Annotated in this window: 17 protein-coding genes; 12 read left to right on the top strand and 5 right to left on the bottom strand. The window is 57.6% G+C overall.

Annotated elements, in window-relative coordinates:
- Positions 1-28: 28 nt before the first annotated feature.
- Both IB213_RS08115 and IB213_RS08110 read right to left on the bottom strand, forming a co-directional pair.
- Positions 29-1,027 (bottom strand): CoA ester lyase, encoded by a 999-nt coding sequence (locus tag IB213_RS08115; RefSeq protein WP_192405928.1) that lies wholly within the window; start codon positions 1,025-1,027, stop codon positions 29-31.
- 203 nt (positions 1,028-1,230) lie between these two features.
- Positions 1,231-2,217, bottom strand: a complete 987-nt coding sequence (locus IB213_RS08110; protein WP_191722852.1) for a malate dehydrogenase — start codon at positions 2,215-2,217, stop codon at positions 1,231-1,233.
- 226 nt (positions 2,218-2,443) lie between these two features.
- Between IB213_RS08110 and IB213_RS08105 the strand changes: the two genes are divergently transcribed.
- From IB213_RS08105 to IB213_RS08065, 9 genes are all read left to right on the top strand, one after another.
- A complete protein-coding gene (locus IB213_RS08105; protein ID WP_191722853.1) occupies positions 2,444-3,238 on the top strand; it encodes a GntR family transcriptional regulator in 795 nt (264 codons plus the stop codon).
- Positions 3,239-3,371: 133 nt separating this feature from the next.
- Positions 3,372-3,809 (top strand): succinate dehydrogenase, cytochrome b556 subunit, encoded by a 438-nt coding sequence (gene sdhC / locus IB213_RS08100; RefSeq protein WP_191722854.1) that lies wholly within the window; start codon positions 3,372-3,374, stop codon positions 3,807-3,809.
- A gap of 27 nt (positions 3,810-3,836) precedes the next feature.
- On the top strand, positions 3,837-4,202 hold the full coding sequence (gene sdhD, locus IB213_RS08095; protein ID WP_191722855.1) for a succinate dehydrogenase, hydrophobic membrane anchor protein: 366 nt from the start codon (positions 3,837-3,839) through the stop codon (positions 4,200-4,202).
- Positions 4,203-4,242: 40 nt separating this feature from the next.
- Positions 4,243-6,048 carry a succinate dehydrogenase flavoprotein subunit gene (gene sdhA / locus IB213_RS08090; RefSeq protein ID WP_191722856.1) on the top strand — a complete coding sequence of 602 codons (1,806 nt, stop codon included), beginning with the start codon at positions 4,243-4,245 and terminating at the stop codon, positions 6,046-6,048.
- A gap of 27 nt (positions 6,049-6,075) precedes the next feature.
- A complete protein-coding gene (locus IB213_RS08085) occupies positions 6,076-6,780 on the top strand; it encodes a succinate dehydrogenase iron-sulfur subunit (RefSeq protein ID WP_191722857.1) in 705 nt (234 codons plus the stop codon).
- A 3-nt stretch (positions 6,781-6,783) separates the two neighbouring features.
- Positions 6,784-7,059, top strand: coding sequence for a succinate dehydrogenase assembly factor 2 (locus tag IB213_RS08080; RefSeq protein WP_191722858.1), 276 nt, complete (start codon positions 6,784-6,786; stop codon positions 7,057-7,059).
- Positions 7,060-7,119: 60 nt separating this feature from the next.
- Positions 7,120-8,430, top strand: a complete 1,311-nt coding sequence (locus tag IB213_RS08075) for a citrate synthase (protein ID WP_191722859.1) — start codon at positions 7,120-7,122, stop codon at positions 8,428-8,430.
- Between the two features lie 348 nt (positions 8,431-8,778).
- Complete coding sequence (map, locus tag IB213_RS08070) at positions 8,779-9,585, top strand: type I methionyl aminopeptidase (RefSeq protein ID WP_191722860.1); 807 nt, start codon at positions 8,779-8,781, stop codon at positions 9,583-9,585.
- A 25-nt stretch (positions 9,586-9,610) separates the two neighbouring features.
- Positions 9,611-9,943 (top strand): SMR family transporter, encoded by a 333-nt coding sequence (locus IB213_RS08065; protein WP_191722861.1) that lies wholly within the window; start codon positions 9,611-9,613, stop codon positions 9,941-9,943.
- A gap of 222 nt (positions 9,944-10,165) precedes the next feature.
- On the opposite strand, the gene IB213_RS08060 is transcribed toward IB213_RS08065, so the two are convergent.
- From IB213_RS08060 to IB213_RS08050, 3 genes are all read right to left on the bottom strand, one after another.
- Complete coding sequence (locus IB213_RS08060; protein WP_191722862.1) at positions 10,166-10,825, bottom strand: nitroreductase; 660 nt, start codon at positions 10,823-10,825, stop codon at positions 10,166-10,168.
- 165 nt (positions 10,826-10,990) lie between these two features.
- Entirely contained in the window at positions 10,991-11,800 is an 810-nt protein-coding gene (gene cysE, locus IB213_RS08055; protein WP_191722863.1) for a serine O-acetyltransferase, read from the bottom strand.
- A gap of 36 nt (positions 11,801-11,836) precedes the next feature.
- Positions 11,837-12,655, bottom strand: a complete 819-nt coding sequence (locus tag IB213_RS08050) for an RNA methyltransferase (protein WP_191722864.1) — start codon at positions 12,653-12,655, stop codon at positions 11,837-11,839.
- A 200-nt stretch (positions 12,656-12,855) separates the two neighbouring features.
- On the opposite strand from IB213_RS08050, the gene IB213_RS08045 reads away from it, so the two are divergent.
- The 3 genes from IB213_RS08045 to IB213_RS08035 all read left to right on the top strand — a co-directional run bounded on the left by IB213_RS08045 (position 12,856) and on the right by IB213_RS08035 (position 15,163).
- Positions 12,856-13,743, top strand: a complete 888-nt coding sequence (locus tag IB213_RS08045) for an inositol monophosphatase family protein (protein ID WP_225214065.1) — start codon at positions 12,856-12,858, stop codon at positions 13,741-13,743.
- 140 nt (positions 13,744-13,883) lie between these two features.
- Positions 13,884-14,849, top strand: coding sequence for a DnaJ C-terminal domain-containing protein (locus IB213_RS08040; RefSeq protein WP_192405927.1), 966 nt, complete (start codon positions 13,884-13,886; stop codon positions 14,847-14,849).
- A complete protein-coding gene (locus tag IB213_RS08035; RefSeq protein ID WP_192405926.1) occupies positions 14,846-15,163 on the top strand; it encodes a chaperone modulator CbpM in 318 nt (105 codons plus the stop codon). The genes IB213_RS08040 and IB213_RS08035 overlap by 4 nt, the downstream gene beginning before the upstream one ends.
- The last annotated feature ends 161 nt before the right edge of the window (positions 15,164-15,324 follow it).

The raw sequence follows: 15,324 nt of genomic DNA, 5'->3' as shown, positions 1-15,324 counted from the left end.
AGTTGATCGTTAAACAAAAACAGCATCTTCATGCTGCATTCCCATCAAACCATTGTCGTGCGTGTTGCGGCAAAGCCATCGCCGTCAGGAATGCGCGCTCTAGCAACTGCCAGTAATAACGGTAACTGGCACGGTCATGCAGCACGCCGTTATAACTAATTGGGGCCCAGTCCTGCGCAGCTGCAGCCACCAAAATATCTGCAGCTTCTTGCACCTCGCTCGTGGCTGGCGCAAAAGCATTCAAGATAGGACGAATCTGCGCCGGATGAATGCTCCACATGCGGGTGTAGCCCAGCTCTGTACTGGCTTTGCTTGCAGCCACTTGCAGCGCTGGGGCATCACGAAACTCTGTGACCACACAGTGAGAAGGCACTTTGCCGTACGCATGGCAGGCTGCAGCGATCTCCAGCTTGGCGCGCACTACCATTGGATGAACGAACTGCCCCTGCACACCCATGGCGGCTCCGGGAATGGCTCCCGCATGCGCGGAGACAAAGTCCATCAGACCGAACGACAGACTTTGTACACGTGCATGGGCCGCGATCTCAAAAGCTTGATGCACCGCAGCAGGCGACTCAATCAAGGCATGCAAGGGAATGTGCGCCCCTGATGCGCGTTCCAGTGCACGCTCTGCCCGCAGGATGTCGTCCACGCTATCAACCTTGGGCAGCATGATATGGCTGAGCTTGTGGCCGGCCTCTTGGACGATGGTTGCAATGTCTTCTTCAAAAGCAGGGTGGTCCACCGCATGCACGCGTGCTGCCACACGGCAGCCGGCCTGAGAATTTTTGGCCAGACTGGCCACCAGCCTTGCATGGGCTTTTTCATTGCCAACCGCTGCACCATCTTCACAGTCCAGAGTCACGTCAAATACACAGGCCCCGAATTCCTGCAGCATCTGAGCCTGCAGCTCGAGGCTTTTGCGCATGCGCACTTCTACACCGCTGTAATGATCACAGACGGGCAGCATATTGGCCGCTGCTTGAGCGCCCAACAAAATTTCGCGGGGATGGGTAGCAGTACGCATGAATAGCAATCGTGAACTGAGCGCACTCAGAGTGCGCAGCCAGTCGACGCAATGGACCAGACAACGCCTCAAAGAAACATCTTTTGCTCAACCAGCATCTCTTTGCCATGCATGTTGTGCAGAAGATTTCTCTAGAGATGCACTCTGCAGCGCTCAGGCACTGCAGAGTGCACAAATCCGCAAGGGATTTCAGTGCAAATGCTTTACAGCAGGTGCTTCACACCATCTTGCTCGCCTTGCAGCTCAGCCAGGGTTTTGTTGATGCACTCTTGCGAGAAAGCATCAATTTCCAGACCTTCAACAATTTTGTACTCGCCATTGGCAGTAGTCACCGGGAAACCGAAAACCATGCCAGCAGGAATACCGTATTCGCCATTGGATGGCACACCCATCGTGACCCACTCGCCATTGGAGCCCAGGGCCCAGTCACGCATGTGATCGATTGCAGCGTTGGCAGCCGAGGCGGCCGAGGACAGACCACGTGCATTGATGATGGCTGCACCACGCTTGCCGACGGTAGGCAGGAACACGTTGGCGTTCCAGTCCTGGTCGTTGATGGTTTCCTTGACGGACTTGCCATTGACTGTTGCAAAGCGGTAATCGGCGTACATGGTGGGCGAGTGATTGCCCCACACGGTCAGGCTCTTGATATCACCAACCTTGAAGCCAGCCTTGGCAGCCAGTTGCGATGCAGCGCGGTTATGGTCCAGTCGCAGCATGGCAGTGAAGTTCTTCGCTGGCAGATCAGGTGCCGACTTCATGGCGATGTAGGCGTTGGTGTTGGCGGGGTTACCGACAACCAGCACCTTCACGTTGCGCGAGGCCACGGCGTTCAGCGCCTTGCCCTGGGCCGTAAAGATCTGTGCATTGGCAGCCAGCAAGTCTGCACGCTCCATGCCGGGGCCGCGAGGACGCGCGCCAACCAGCAATGCGTAGTCAGTATCCTTAAAGGCTTGCAGTGGATCGCTGTGTGCTTCAATACCTGCCAGCAAAGGGAAGGCGCAGTCTTCCAGCTCCATAATCACGCCCTTCAGAGCGTTCTGTGCCTTTTCGTCAGGAATTTCGAGCAGTTGCAGAATAACGGGCTGGTCTTTGCCAAGCATTTCGCCGGATGCGATGCGAAACAACAGGGCGTAACCGATTTGACCTGCGGCGCCAGTGACGGCAACTCGGACGGGCTTCTTGCTCATGGTGAAAACTCCAGATTTTCGGAAAAAAACAGTTGTCGGTGCACTGTCGCTCCAGCATCTGTAACCAGTAGCCCGTGCTCCGTAAACAGTCCACAAGTGTACTCTTGATTTTGTCTGCCAGTCAATTTGTCTTATGTCTTATATAAGATATGATCACCCCCGAGTTCAAACAGCACGCACGGGCTCAAAATTTGCATCCGGTGGCCTTGAACTTTCGAACATCCTTATGTCCTCATCGCAACCTTCTTCTCCTGACAGCGCTTTTGGTTCTTCCACCAATGCAACCGTAGCGCTCACGCCAGCTTTCAGTCCGCTGTACCAGCAAATCAAAGGATTGATTCTTCAAAGCCTGCAAGCTGGCGAATGGCGTCCGGGAGAGTTGATTCCCAGCGAAATGGAGCTGGCTGCACGCTTCAAAGTCAGCCAAGGCACTGTGCGCAAAGCCATTGACGAATTAGCCGCTGAAAATTTAGTCATGCGCCGTCAAGGCAAAGGCACTTTTGTAGCCACCCATTCCGCACAGCAAGTCCAGTATCGTTTTCTGAAACTGCACCCCGATGTCGGAGACCTTGAAGGCGAAGGCCGCGCTCACCGCACGATTTTGGAATGCAAACGCCTGCGGGCACCTGCAGAAATTGCACGCCTTTTGGCGTTGCGCAGTGGAGACACCGTGGTGCAGGTGCGCCGCGTTCTGGCGTTCAGCGGTATTCCGACTATTTTGGAAGACATTTGGCTGCCCGGTCATGCGTTCAAAGGACTGACAGCCGAACAGATGGCCACTTACAAAGGCCCCACCTACGCCATGTTTGAAGCAGATTTTGGCGTGCGCATGGTGCGTGCCGATGAAAAGCTGCGCGCCGTATTACCCGATGAAGCCCAGGCTGAGTTACTTAACGTGTCTACACTCACCCCTTTACTGAGTGTGGAGCGACTTGCCTATACGTACAACGATATTCCCATGGAGTTACGACGCGGAATCTACAGAACAGACACGCATCACTATAAGAACGCCCTGAACTAACTTCATAGTTCTCAAGGCGATAGAAGGAAACAATCGCGCAGGCACAGCCCGACGACTGTGCGAGTGCAATAGAATTTTGGATCTTTTGCACCGCGCGATTACCACGCAGTTACATCCACGAAAGTCCCCCGCCATGACAGAGCTTGCAAAAAAGAAGCGGCCAGAGTTCCGCAATATCCACGCATTACAAGACTTACCGTCCTATCGCTTACCCCCGGCCGGTATCGTTTCGATCTTGCACCGCATCAGCGGTGTGATCATGTTCTTGCTGCTGCCCTTCATCCTCTGGATGTTCGACGCCTCGCTGTCGTCGGAATTCTCGTTTGCCAAATTCAAGGCAGTTTTCAATGAAGGCTGTGGCTTTGTGCCCGGCTGGTTCATCAAGCTGATCGCCTTGGCCATCATCTGGGCTTACCTGCACCACCTGATCGCAGGCCTGCGTCACTTGTTCATGGATATGAACCACGCAGCAGTCACCAAAGAATTTGGTCACTCATCTGCACTGACCGTTCTCGCTCTGAGCATTGGCCTGACCGTTGTGTTGGGTGCCAAGTTGTTCGGCCTGTACTGATCCGTCCAAGCACGATAAGGAAACATCATGTCCGTGAATTACGGTTCTAAGCGCACTGTAGTTGGTGCCCACTATGGCATTCGTGACTGGCTGGTCCAGCGCGTGACCGCTGCTTTGATGGTGCTGTTCACCATCGTTGTTCTGGCTCAACTGGTCTTCGCCCAAGGCGAACTGGGCTACGAACTGTGGGCAGGCATTTTTGCTGCTCAGTGGATGAAATTCATCACCTTCGGCGTAATCATTGCCTTGATCTGGCACGTCTGGGTAGGTGTACGTGACGTCTGGATGGACTACGTCAAACATGCAGGCCTGCGCTTAGTGCTGCAGGTTTTCACCATTGTCTGGCTGGTCGGCTGTGCTGGCTGGGGTTTCCAGGTCCTGTGGCGTCTGTGACTGGCAATAGACCACACCCCTCCACGATTGAAGGTTAAGAATGAGCTACTCCAAAGCAAATATCACCAAGCGCAAGTTTGACGTTGTCATCGTCGGCGCTGGCGGCTCCGGTCTGCGTGCCGCTCTGGAATTGTCCCGCGCTGGTTTGAGCGTGGCCTCCCTGTCCAAAGTTTTCCCCACACGCTCGCACACAGTGGCAGCCCAAGGCGGCGTATCGGCATCGCTGGGCAATATGTCGGAAGACAACTGGCACTACCACTTCTACGACACGATCAAGGGCTCTGACTGGCTGGGCGACCAGGACGCCATCGAGTTCATGTGCCGCGAAGCGCCGAACGTCGTGATCGAGCTGGAACACTTCGGCATGCCGTTTGACCGCAACCCAGACGGCACCATCTACCAGCGCCCATTCGGCGGCCACACCGCCAACTACGGCGAAAAGCCTGTGCAGCGTGCTTGCGCAGCGGCTGACCGCACTGGTCACGCCATGCTGCACACGCTGTACCAGCAAAACGTGGCATCCAAGACCAACTTCTTCGTGGAGTGGATGGCCCTGGACCTGATCCGCAACACCCAGGGTGATGTGGTCGGTGTCACAGCGCTGGAGCTGGAAACTGGCGACCTGTACGAGCTGCACGCCAAGGCTGTGCTGCTGGCTACCGGCGGTGCTGGCCGTATTTTCCAGGCCTCGACCAACGCCTTCATCAACACCGGCGACGGCCTGGGTATGGCTGCGCGCGCAGGCATTCCTTTGCAGGACATGGAGTTCTGGCAGTTCCACCCCACAGGCGTAGCCGGTGCAGGCGTATTGCTGACCGAAGGCTGCCGTGGCGAAGGCGCCATTTTGCTCAACAGCGAAGGCGAGCGCTTCATGGAGCGTTACGCACCTACCTTGAAGGACCTGGCACCGCGCGACTTCGTGTCGCGCTCGATGGACCAGGAAATCAAGGAAGGCCGAGGCTGCGGTCCTAACAAGGACTACATCCTGATGAAGCTGGACCACCTGGGTGCCGAGACCATCCGCAAGCGTCTGCCTTCGGTGGAAGAAATTGGCCACAACTTCGCCAACGTGGACATCACCAAGGAACCTATCCCTGTGGTGCCCACCATCCACTACCAGATGGGCGGCATCCCTACCAACATCCATGGTCAGGTGGTGACACACGACGGCGTGCAAAACCGTGTGGTCAATGGCCTGTACGCTGTGGGCGAATGCTCTTGCGTATCCGTACACGGCGCTAACCGCCTGGGCACGAACTCGCTGCTGGACTTGCTGGTCTTCGGCAAGGCTGCAGGCAAGCACATCGTGGAATTTACGCGCAGCTTCGGCGACAACCTGCCGGTTCCTGCGGATGGTTCCGATCGCACGCTGGCGCGTCTGAACCAGCTCGACGAGTCCAAGGAAGGCACATACGCCCAGGACATCGCTGGCGAAATCCGCTCGTCGATGCAGACACACGCTGGCGTGTTCCGCACGCAAAAGAGCATGGACGAAGGCGTCACCAAGATCAACGCCATCCGCGAACGCGTGGGTTCCGTGACCTTGAAGGACAAGTCCAAGGTCTGGAACACCGCCCGCATGGAAGCGCTGGAAGTGGACAACCTGATCGAAGTGGCGCAAGCCACCATGACCTCGGCCGCTGCCCGCAAGGAATGCCGTGGTGCACACACTGTGTACGACTACGAGCACCCAGCCGACCACGCCGAGTTCCCGCTGGGCCGTAACGACAAGGAATGGCTCAAGCACACCCTGTGGGACAGCGCCACCAACAGCCTGTCGTACAAGCCTGTGAACCTCAAGCCCCTGACTGTGGACAGCGTGCCACCCAAGGTTCGCACGTTCTAATCCAGCAGCCCACGAGAGAACACAAAAATGAAGCGTACATTCAAACTCTACCGCTACGATCCCGATAAAGACGCCAAGCCCTACATGCAAACCGTTGAGGTTGAGCTGGACGGCCATGAGCGCATGTTGCTGGACGCCCTGGTCAAGCTCAAGGAGCAAGACCCCACCATCTCGTTCCGCCGCTCGTGCCGCGAAGGCGTGTGTGGTTCTGACGCCATGAACATCAATGGCAAGAACGGTCTGGCTTGCCTGACGAACATGAACACCCTCAAGGGTGACATCGTCTTGAAGCCTCTGCCGGGCCTGCCGGTCATCCGCGACATGATCGTGGACATGACGCAGTTCTTCAAGCAGTACCACTCCATCAAGCCGTACCTGCAAAGCGACATCTATACGACGACCAGCAAGGAACGCCTGCAGTCGCCCGAAGAGCGTGAAGAGCTCAACGGCCTGTACGAGTGCATCTTGTGCGCCAGCTGCTCAACCAGCTGCCCCTCGTTCTGGTGGAACCCTGACAAGTTCGTGGGCCCTGCAGGCCTGTTGCAGGCTTACCGCTTTATTGCGGACAGCCGCGACACCGCCACCGCAGAGCGTCTGGACAACCTGGAAGATCCTTACCGCCTCTTCCGTTGCCACACCATCATGAACTGCGTGGACGTGTGCCCCAAGCACCTGAACCCCACCAAGGCCATTGGCAAGATCAAGGAGCTGATGGTGCGTCGCGCCATCTAGTCCATGGACGCTATGGACGCAATCCTCGAAGAACGGGAACGCGACTTGCTGCGGTGGCGTAGCCGCCGTGGCTTGGTCGAGAACGACCTGTACATCGAACAATTCTTCGCCGCCTATGGCGATCAGCTGACGCGGAGACACGCAGCTGGTTTGTCTGCCCTGATGGACCTGGCAGACAACGATCTCATGGACCTCTTCATGCGCCGCAAGGAGCCGGAAGGGGACCTGGACACCCCTGAAGTTAGAGAAGTGCTACAGATGGTGCGCAAGCCCGTCTGATTGGCACAACTTGCAAAAAAGGCCGGACAAGATCTGGCCAACCAGAGAAGGAAGTTGGAAATGAAACTCGCGGACAACAAAGCAACCCTGTCTTTCAGCAATGGCGCGCCCAGCGTTGAACTGCCGGTCTACCAAGGCAATGTCGGCCCGGATGTGATTGACATCCGTAAGCTGTACGGCCAGTCGGGCATGTTTACGTATGACCCGGGCTTCCTTTCCACGGCGGCATGCCAGTCCAGCATCACCTACATTGACGGTGACAAGGGCGAGCTGCTGTACCGCGGCTACCCCATCGAACAGCTGGCCAAGAACTGCAATTTCCTGGAAACCTGCTACCTGCTGCTGTACGGTGAGCTGCCCAACGAAACCCAGAAGGCTGACTTTGAAAACCGTGTGACCCAGCACACCATGGTCAACGAGCAAATGCAGTTCTTCCTGCGTGGCTTCCGCCGTGATGCACACCCCATGGCTGTGCTGACTGGCCTGGTGGGCGGCATGTCGGCCTTCTATCACGACAGCACTGACATCACCAATCCTGAGCACCGTGAAATCGCCGCGATCCGTCTGATCGCCAAGATGCCTACGCTGGTCTCCATGGCTTACAAGTACGGTGTTGGTGCACCTTACATGTACCCCAAGAACGACCTGTCGTACGCTGGCAACTTCATGCGCATGATGTTTGGCAACCCTTGCGAAGAGTACAAGGTCAATCCCGTGGTGGAACGTGCGCTGGACCGCATTTTCATTCTGCACGCTGACCACGAACAAAACGCGTCCACCTCCACCGTGCGCCTGTGCGGTTCGTCGGGCACGAACCCGTTCGCAGCCATCTCCGCTGGTGTCGCTTGCCTGTGGGGCCCTGCCCACGGTGGTGCCAACGAAGCCTGCCTGAACATGCTCGAGCAGATCCAGGCCAACGGCGGCATCGCCAAGGTTGGTGAGTTCATGGAACAGGTCAAGGACAAGAACAGCGGCGTCAAGCTGATGGGCTTTGGCCACCGCGTGTACAAGAACTACGACCCCCGCGCCAAGCTGATGCAGGAAACCTGCAACGAAATCCTGGCCGAACTGGGTCTGGAAAAAGACCCACTGTTCGCGCTGGCCAAGCAAGTGGAAAAGATTGCACTGGAAGACGACTACTTCGTCTCGCGCAAGCTGTACCCCAACGTGGACTTCTACTCCGGCATCGTGCAACGCGCCATCGGCATTCCAGTGAACCTGTTCACCGGCATCTTCGCCCTGGCCCGCACCGTGGGCTGGATTGCCCAGCTGAACGAGCAAATGGCTGACCCCGAGTACAAGATCGGTCGTCCTCGCCAGCTGTTCACAGGCTCGGTCGCTCGCGACGTCAAGCCCCTGAACCAGCGTTAATGGCTGTCGCTGCCTTGAAGGCAGCCCGCTTGAACGCCAAAAAGCCCGCATGCTGCAAAACGTGCGGGCTTTTTTTATGCGACCACGTACAGGCCATGCATGCGCGCCATTGACGCACGCCGCTGGTCGCGCATGCCTAGTTATATATTTAATAGCTTACAACGCATGTATATCAATGGTTTCAGATATAAATGAATCTGAAACACTTATAAACACAGCGTTAATAGCTCATTTTTTATAAAAGCACCAGCAAGTTGCCTTCCAAGCAAGGGCTACGACAAACTCTGCCCGAACCGCTACAGTGTGGGCATTGCTCTTTCTTGTCCCTTGCGACACCCCACCGACACCATGGCCAAACGACCCTTACGCCGCCTGCCCCCCCTTCACGACAAGCTCGACATTGCCAAATCCCGCGAAGCAGGCCAGCTGGCCGCACGCGTGCTGTCCATGCTCACTCCCCACGTTCAAGCGGGAGTGAGCACCGAGCACCTGGACAAGCTGTGCCACGACTTCATCGTCGATGAACTCAAGTGCATTCCCGCCAACATTGGCTACCACGGCTTTCCCAAAACCGTGTGCACATCGGTCAATGAGGTGGTCTGCCACGGCATTCCAGCCGCCAAGGAAATCCTCAAAGACGGTGACATCGTCAACGTAGACGTGGCACTGATCAAAGACGGCTGGTTTGGTGACACCTCGCGCATGTACACCGTGGGCAACGTACCGGCCAAGGCCAAAAAGCTGGTCGACACCACCTATGAAGCCATGGTGGCTGGCATTCGTGCCGTCAAGCCCGGTGCCACACTGGGCGACGTGGGCCATGCCATTCAGACCGTGGCCCACCGCGATGGGTTCTCTGTGGTGCGTGACTACTGCGGCCACGGCATCGGCCAGATTTACCACGACGAGCCACAGGTGCTGCACTACGGCTACCCCGGCCAGGGCATGACACTGCAAGAAGGCATGATCTTCACCATCGAGCCCATGCTCAACATGGGCAAGCACGACACCAAAGAGCTCGACGATGGCTGGACCGTCATCACCAAAGACAAAAGCCTGTCTGCCCAGTGGGAGCACATGGTTGTTGTCACCGCCACAGGCTACGAGGTGCTGACCACATGGCCCGATGGCACCGGCACCTACCCCGCACCCTAAACCTTTGAGCCAAGCCGCAGCACATATGAGCAGCTACTGGTTTCTGGGCATCGCCATCGTCGCTGAGGTGATGGCCACATCCTTTCTCAAAAGCGCCGAAGGCTTTACCCGCCTGTGGCCCAGCGTGATCGTGATCGTGGGCTACGCCATTGCATTCCTGTGCCTGTCTTTGACACTGCGCACTATCCCCACCGGGATTGCGTATGCCATCTGGTCGGGCGCAGGGATTGTGCTGGTATCAGCGATTGCCTGGATCTTCATGGGCCAGAAGCTGGATGCTGCGGCCATCGCCGGCATGGCGCTCATCATTGCCGGGGTGCTGGTGATCAACCTGTTCTCCAAGAGCGTCGGCCACTGACAAGCGCTCATGCTGCCCTGGGAACGTTGTTGCCTGTGCCCTGCCATCAACGGCGCATTGCCTGCCGTTTCAGGCTTTTTGTCCAGGGTACATCTACGTCGGCTCAGGCAACACTTTTGAACCAAACTGCTCTGCAGCTCACAAAAAAGCGCTTCCTCAGAAGCGCTTTTTCTTTTTTATGGCGCGAAGCACTTGGTGCTGGCAGTGGCCGTCACAGCGCGCTTAAAAGCCTTTGAGCTGGCCCCACTCCTCGAACTCTGCGCGTGTGGCACGCATCGTATTGATGGGAGCCGTCTTGTCTTCGTAGCCCAGCGCAATACCAAAGGTGACCAGATAGCCTTCTGGCACTTCAATGTGCTGCTTGACCACCGCGTCGTAACGGCGCCAAAAGCCTTGGGCGCAGGTAGCCAGCCCTTCCTCTGTGGCTCGCAGCATGAAAGATTGCAAATAGATGCCCAAATCCATCCACTGCACAGGGCCCATGCGCTCTTCCGTCAGCATCAGCAAGCCAACGGGCGCACCAAAGAACTGCGCATTCTTGGCCAACTGGCGCAAACGGCCTTCTTTGTCTTCGCGCGGAATGCCGATGCTCTTGTACAGATCTTCGCCATTGGCAAAACGGCGCGTACGGTAGGGCTCCCACAGATTGGAAGGGTAGGACTGGTGGGCAGGGTTTTCTTCCCCCATCGTCTTGGAAACATCATTGAGCATGGCTTGCAGCGACTCACCCGTCAGCGCAGCCACGCGCCAGGGCTGCATATTGCCACCCGAAGCCGCCATGGCCGCATCCTGCATCAGTTGCTGCACCAGCGCTGCGCTAGGCACTTGGGAGGTAAAGGCACGCACGGAACGGCGTTCACGCAAGGCTTGGGACACATCCATGACAAATCAATCCTGTATGTAAAGGGTCAACAAATAAGGCAACTGCTGCAAGCGTACAAGACAGCTGCACACGCCAGCGCCACATTGGCGACGTTTTAAGGGTTGGCCCGTAGAAAAACAAAGAGGCCTTGACGGCCTCTTCACTGCATGCGGTTGCGCCAGCGGCTACTTACCCAGAATCTGATCGATCTTGGATTTCTCGAAGTGGCCGCCCCGCTCGCTCTCGCAAGGTACGCAGTCGGCCTTGAGCTGGGCCGACAGTTTTTCGACCGCCGTCCACAGTTGCTGCAGTTGCTGCTCATGCGTGGCAGCACCTTCAGCCAGGCCCTTCATGGCCTGGCTGACGGGGTCGTCCTCTTGAGTTACGCCATACGCCGTGAAAGCCTGCTGCGGCGCTTTTTGCGGTTTGGCGCTCGATGTCTGCTCACCCATCTCCGTCACATCGGCGCTTTCGCCCTTTTTGGAAGGAATGATGCGCGCAGGAATACCCACCGCTGTTGCCCCCGCAGGCACAGGCTTGATGACTACGGCGTTGGAGCCAATCTTGGCATCATCACCCACCTCAAAGCCGCCCAGCACCTTGGCACCCGCTGAGACCACCACGTTCTTGCCCAGCGTCGGATGGCGCTTGCTGCCTTTGTACAGCGAGGTGCCGCCCAGCGTAACGCCGTGGTAAATCGTGCAGCCATCACCCACCACAGCGGTTTCGCCAATCACAACGCCCATGCCGTGATCGATGAAGACGCGCTCACCAATCACCGCACCGGGGTGAATTTCAATGCCTGTCAGCCACCGGCCAATGTGCGAGGTAAAACGCCCTAGCCACTTGAGGTTGTGCGTCCAGCACCAGTGCGCAGGAATGTGCCACCAGATGGCGTGCAGACCGGGGTAACAGGTGATGACCTCCCAGGTGCTGCGCGCCGCAGGATCGCGGTCAAGAATGCACTGAATGTCAGAACGCAGTCGGGAAAGCATCAGAGGCCGTCACTTGTTACAAAAGGGCTGCACAGTTTAGTGCTTTGGCGGCTGGCTTTGCAGCATGGCTTTGGCGACACCGCGCAGGATGTGGATTTCCTCCGGGGTCAGTTGCGCACGGTTAAACATTTGGTTCAAGCGGGGCATCAATTTTTTGGGTGCGGCAGGGTCCAGAAAGCCGATGTGCGCCAAAGCCTGCTCCCAGTGCCCCAGCATGCCCGCTACCTGCTGCATGTCGGCACGCTCTGCGGCCGGTGCGTGTTCCACCACCGGGAACCCGCCCAAGGCCTGGCGCCACTCATAGGCCAGCAGCTGGATCGCACCGCCCAGGTTCAGCGAGCCAAACTGGGGATTGGAAGGAATCGACAGCGCCACGTTGCAGCGGTATACGTCTTCGTTGGCCATGCCAAAACGCTCGCAGCCAAATAGCAGGCCAATGCCGGTTTCACCGAAAGCGCCGCTGGCAGCAGTTGCACCAGCGGCTGCATCCGTTGCATCGGTTGCATCCGTCTCTAGCACTGGTGGCATCTTCGCTATCAGTTCACCCCTTACCAGCATCTCAAAGTGCTCGCGCGGGGCACGCGTGGGTGGCCCGAAGTCGCGTGGAGTCATGGCTGTGGCGCACAAATGGCTCAGGCCGTCTACGGCTTCGTCCACAGTCTCCACAATGCGCGCATTGTTGAGCACATCCAGGGCGCCGCTGGCACGCTGGATGGTTTCTTCCTTGCGCAGCACATTGGCCCAGCGCGGGCGCACCAGCACCAGCTCATCAAAGCCCATGGTTTTCATGGCGCGGGCAGCAGCACCCACGTTGCCAGCATGGCTGGTCTCAATCAGAATAAAACGGGTTTTCATTGGAGCTTCGGCCCGCATTGCACATGCAGGCAGCAAAAAACGGGCAAGACGGTTAGAATTTGCGCCCTATTGTCGCTGTCCGCATCGCCGGACGTGCACGAACCCGTTCATCATCCGCGTTCAGCGGTGCACCATCCCAGGTTGTGAGAGTCAAGATTTGAAATTTGGGGGTGGTCCACTGGGCGCCAACTTCACAATTTATGTCGTCTTCCTCCCTGCACCCCATGCTCAACGTGGCCATCAAGGCTGCACGCGCCGCTGGCGCCCTCATCAACCGCGCTGCGCTGGACGTTGAATCAGTTCGCGTTGCCCAAAAGCAAGTCAATGACTTTGTTACCGAAGTTGACAAAGCTGCTGAGCGTGCGGTGATTGAAACCCTGCTGGGTGCATACCCTGACCACGGTATCTTGGGCGAGGAAACCGGCACCGAGTTCGGCAACAAGAACTCGGACTTCGTCTGGATCATCGATCCTCTGGACGGCACCACCAACTTTATCCACGGTTTCCCCGTGTACTGCGTGAGCATCGCCTTGTCTTTCAAGGGCAAGATCGAGCACGCGGTGGTGTATGACCCCACCCGCAACGATCTGTTCACCGCCACCCGTGGCCGTGGCGCATTCCTCAACGAGCGCCGTATCCGCGTGTCCAAGCGCACCCAGCTGAAGGATTGCCTGGTTTCCACCGGCTTTCCCTTCCGTCCTGGCGACAACTTCCGTGCTTACATGCGCATGTTCGCGGAAATCACCCAGCGCACGGCAGGTGTGCGCCGCCCCGGCGCTGCAGCGCTGGATCTGGCCTACGTGGCAGCAGGCTTTACCGACGGTTTCTTTGAATCCGGTCTGAGCATCTGGGACGTAGCTGCCGGTAGTTTGCTGATCACCGAAGCCGGTGGTCTGGTTGGTAATTTCACAGGCGAAGCCGACTTCCTGGAGCAGGCCGAATGCTTGGCGGGCAACCCCCGCGCTTATGGCCAGCTGGTCGGCATTCTGGGCAAATACAGCAAATTTGCAGGCGTGCAAGACAAGATGGATGTCGATGCAGGCATCGCCGCCGACAAGAAAGACGAAGCGGCGTCCAGCAACGACTAAATCGTCGCTTTACAGAACTGCCCAACCGCAAGCGCGCAAGCCTTGCGGTTTTTTTGTGCCTGTCTGACATGCGCCACTGACCTACTGACAAGCCTGAGCATCTGCGTCACTATCCAGGCACATGTGAGCAGGAGGTTCCGGTGGAATACAAGGACTACTACAAGATCCTCGGCGTTGCCAAAGACGCCAGCGCGGATGAAATCAAAAAAGCCTATCGCAAGATGGCGCGCAAATACCACCCAGACATCAGCAAAGAGCCTGATGCTGCACTGCGCATGGCCGAAGTCAATGAAGCCAACGCCGTACTGTCAGATGCAGAAAAACGCAAAGCCTATGACCAGCTGGGCGATGCCAGCCAGTTTGCCCACAGCGGTGCCGGGCACGCCTCAGGCTTTCAGGCACCGCCCGGCTGGGATGGGCAGGACTTTCACTTTCACCACAGCAGTACAGATGCCGATAACGCCGACTACAGCAGCTTTTTTGAAGAGCTGTTTGGTCGTGGGCAGCGCGCACGCCGCAGTGGGCCGCCACCGGATATGCGAGGGCAGGACCAGCACTCATCCATTGAACTGGAAGTACCCGACAGCTACAGCGGCGGCATGCGCGTATTGCGCCTGCGTGGTGTGCGCCTGGATGCACAGGGCCACGCCGTAGAAGACGAGCGTGAACTGCAAGTGACCATTCCCAAAGGGGTATACGAGGGCCAGATGATTCGCCTGGCCGGGCAAGGTGCGCCCGGCTACGGCAAAGGACAGGCCGGTGATTTGCTGCTGGAGGTGCGCTTCAAGGACGACAAACGCTGGCACACCCAGGGCAAAGATGTGTATCAGCAACTGCCTTTAGCACCTTGGGAGGCCGCTCTGGGTGGCCCGGTTGAGTTCAAGACCTTGGCGGGCACGCTGGAGATCAATATCCCGCCTGGCTCACAGGCAGGGCGCAAACTGCGCGTCAAAGGCAAGGGGTTGCCCAGCCGCACCCCAGGAGACTTGTACTTGGTCATACAAATCATCGTCCCTCCCGTGTTTGACGACAACCAGCGCAAAGCCTACGAATCACTGTCCAAAGCCTTTGCAGGGCGCAACCCTCGTACAGGAGATGCCGCATGAGCACCCCCTTTTACACTCCACCCGATGTACTGGATGCCCAGGCCCTGACGCTGGAGCAACTGGCCCATGCCTGCCGTATGCAGCCGCAATGGGTGGTCGAGCGCGTAACCACCGGCGTATTGCAGTACGACATTGGCGATGACGCCATGCCACAAGAAGCCCCCCCCACCTGGCGCTTTAGCACCCACACCGTGCTGCGCGCCCGCCGCATTGCACAGCTGGAACGCACGTTTGATGCAGACCCGCAATTGGCAGCCATGACCGCCGATTTGATGGAAGAAGTGCGGCAGTTACGCCGTCGCCTCAAAGGCTGATCAACATCTGCTTGACCCAACCTGTGCCGCATCCCGGATAATTCCTGCCTGTTTCTGGCGGCCGCTTTGCCGCGACCGTCCACATCAAGGAATTTGAGTTTTGTCCACATCTGACGTTTCCACGCCCCACCAGAACAACAACGGCGTGCAGACCCCCTCTT

Source organism: Comamonas sp. CMM02 (assembly GCF_014851485.1).
GTDB classification, from domain to species: Bacteria; Pseudomonadota; Gammaproteobacteria; order Burkholderiales; family Burkholderiaceae_C; genus Comamonas; species Comamonas avium.
Note: the sequence above shows the minus strand (reverse complement) of the source record. Positions and strands in the feature narration are given on the sequence as shown.

What these genes read in the sequence shown, in the direction of transcription:
- sdhD (WP_191722855.1), top strand. Translation starts at nt 3,837, where the DNA reads ATGTCCGTGAATTACGGTTCTAAGCGCACTGTAGTTGGTGCCCACTAT.
- IB213_RS08065 (WP_191722861.1), top strand. Translation starts at nt 9,611, where the DNA reads ATGAGCAGCTACTGGTTTCTGGGCATCGCCATCGTCGCTGAGGTGATG.
- IB213_RS08085 (WP_191722857.1), top strand. Translation starts at nt 6,076, where the DNA reads ATGAAGCGTACATTCAAACTCTACCGCTACGATCCCGATAAAGACGCC.
- IB213_RS08035 (WP_192405926.1), top strand. Translation starts at nt 14,846, where the DNA reads ATGAGCACCCCCTTTTACACTCCACCCGATGTACTGGATGCCCAGGCC.
- IB213_RS08105 (WP_191722853.1), top strand. Translation starts at nt 2,444, where the DNA reads ATGTCCTCATCGCAACCTTCTTCTCCTGACAGCGCTTTTGGTTCTTCC.
- IB213_RS08075 (WP_191722859.1), top strand. Translation starts at nt 7,120, where the DNA reads ATGAAACTCGCGGACAACAAAGCAACCCTGTCTTTCAGCAATGGCGCG.
- sdhA (WP_191722856.1), top strand. Translation starts at nt 4,243, where the DNA reads ATGAGCTACTCCAAAGCAAATATCACCAAGCGCAAGTTTGACGTTGTC.
- map (WP_191722860.1), top strand. Translation starts at nt 8,779, where the DNA reads ATGGCCAAACGACCCTTACGCCGCCTGCCCCCCCTTCACGACAAGCTC.
- IB213_RS08080 (WP_191722858.1), top strand. Translation starts at nt 6,784, where the DNA reads ATGGACGCTATGGACGCAATCCTCGAAGAACGGGAACGCGACTTGCTG.
- sdhC (WP_191722854.1), top strand. Translation starts at nt 3,372, where the DNA reads ATGACAGAGCTTGCAAAAAAGAAGCGGCCAGAGTTCCGCAATATCCAC.
- cysE (WP_191722863.1), bottom strand. Translation starts at nt 11,800, where the DNA reads ATGCTTTCCCGACTGCGTTCTGACATTCAGTGCATTCTTGACCGCGAT.
- IB213_RS08115 (WP_192405928.1), bottom strand. Translation starts at nt 1,027, where the DNA reads ATGCGTACTGCTACCCATCCCCGCGAAATTTTGTTGGGCGCTCAAGCA.
- IB213_RS08045 (WP_225214065.1), top strand. Translation starts at nt 12,856, where the DNA reads ATGTCGTCTTCCTCCCTGCACCCCATGCTCAACGTGGCCATCAAGGCT.
- IB213_RS08060 (WP_191722862.1), bottom strand. Translation starts at nt 10,825, where the DNA reads ATGGATGTGTCCCAAGCCTTGCGTGAACGCCGTTCCGTGCGTGCCTTT.
- IB213_RS08050 (WP_191722864.1), bottom strand. Translation starts at nt 12,655, where the DNA reads ATGAAAACCCGTTTTATTCTGATTGAGACCAGCCATGCTGGCAACGTG.
- IB213_RS08110 (WP_191722852.1), bottom strand. Translation starts at nt 2,217, where the DNA reads ATGAGCAAGAAGCCCGTCCGAGTTGCCGTCACTGGCGCCGCAGGTCAA.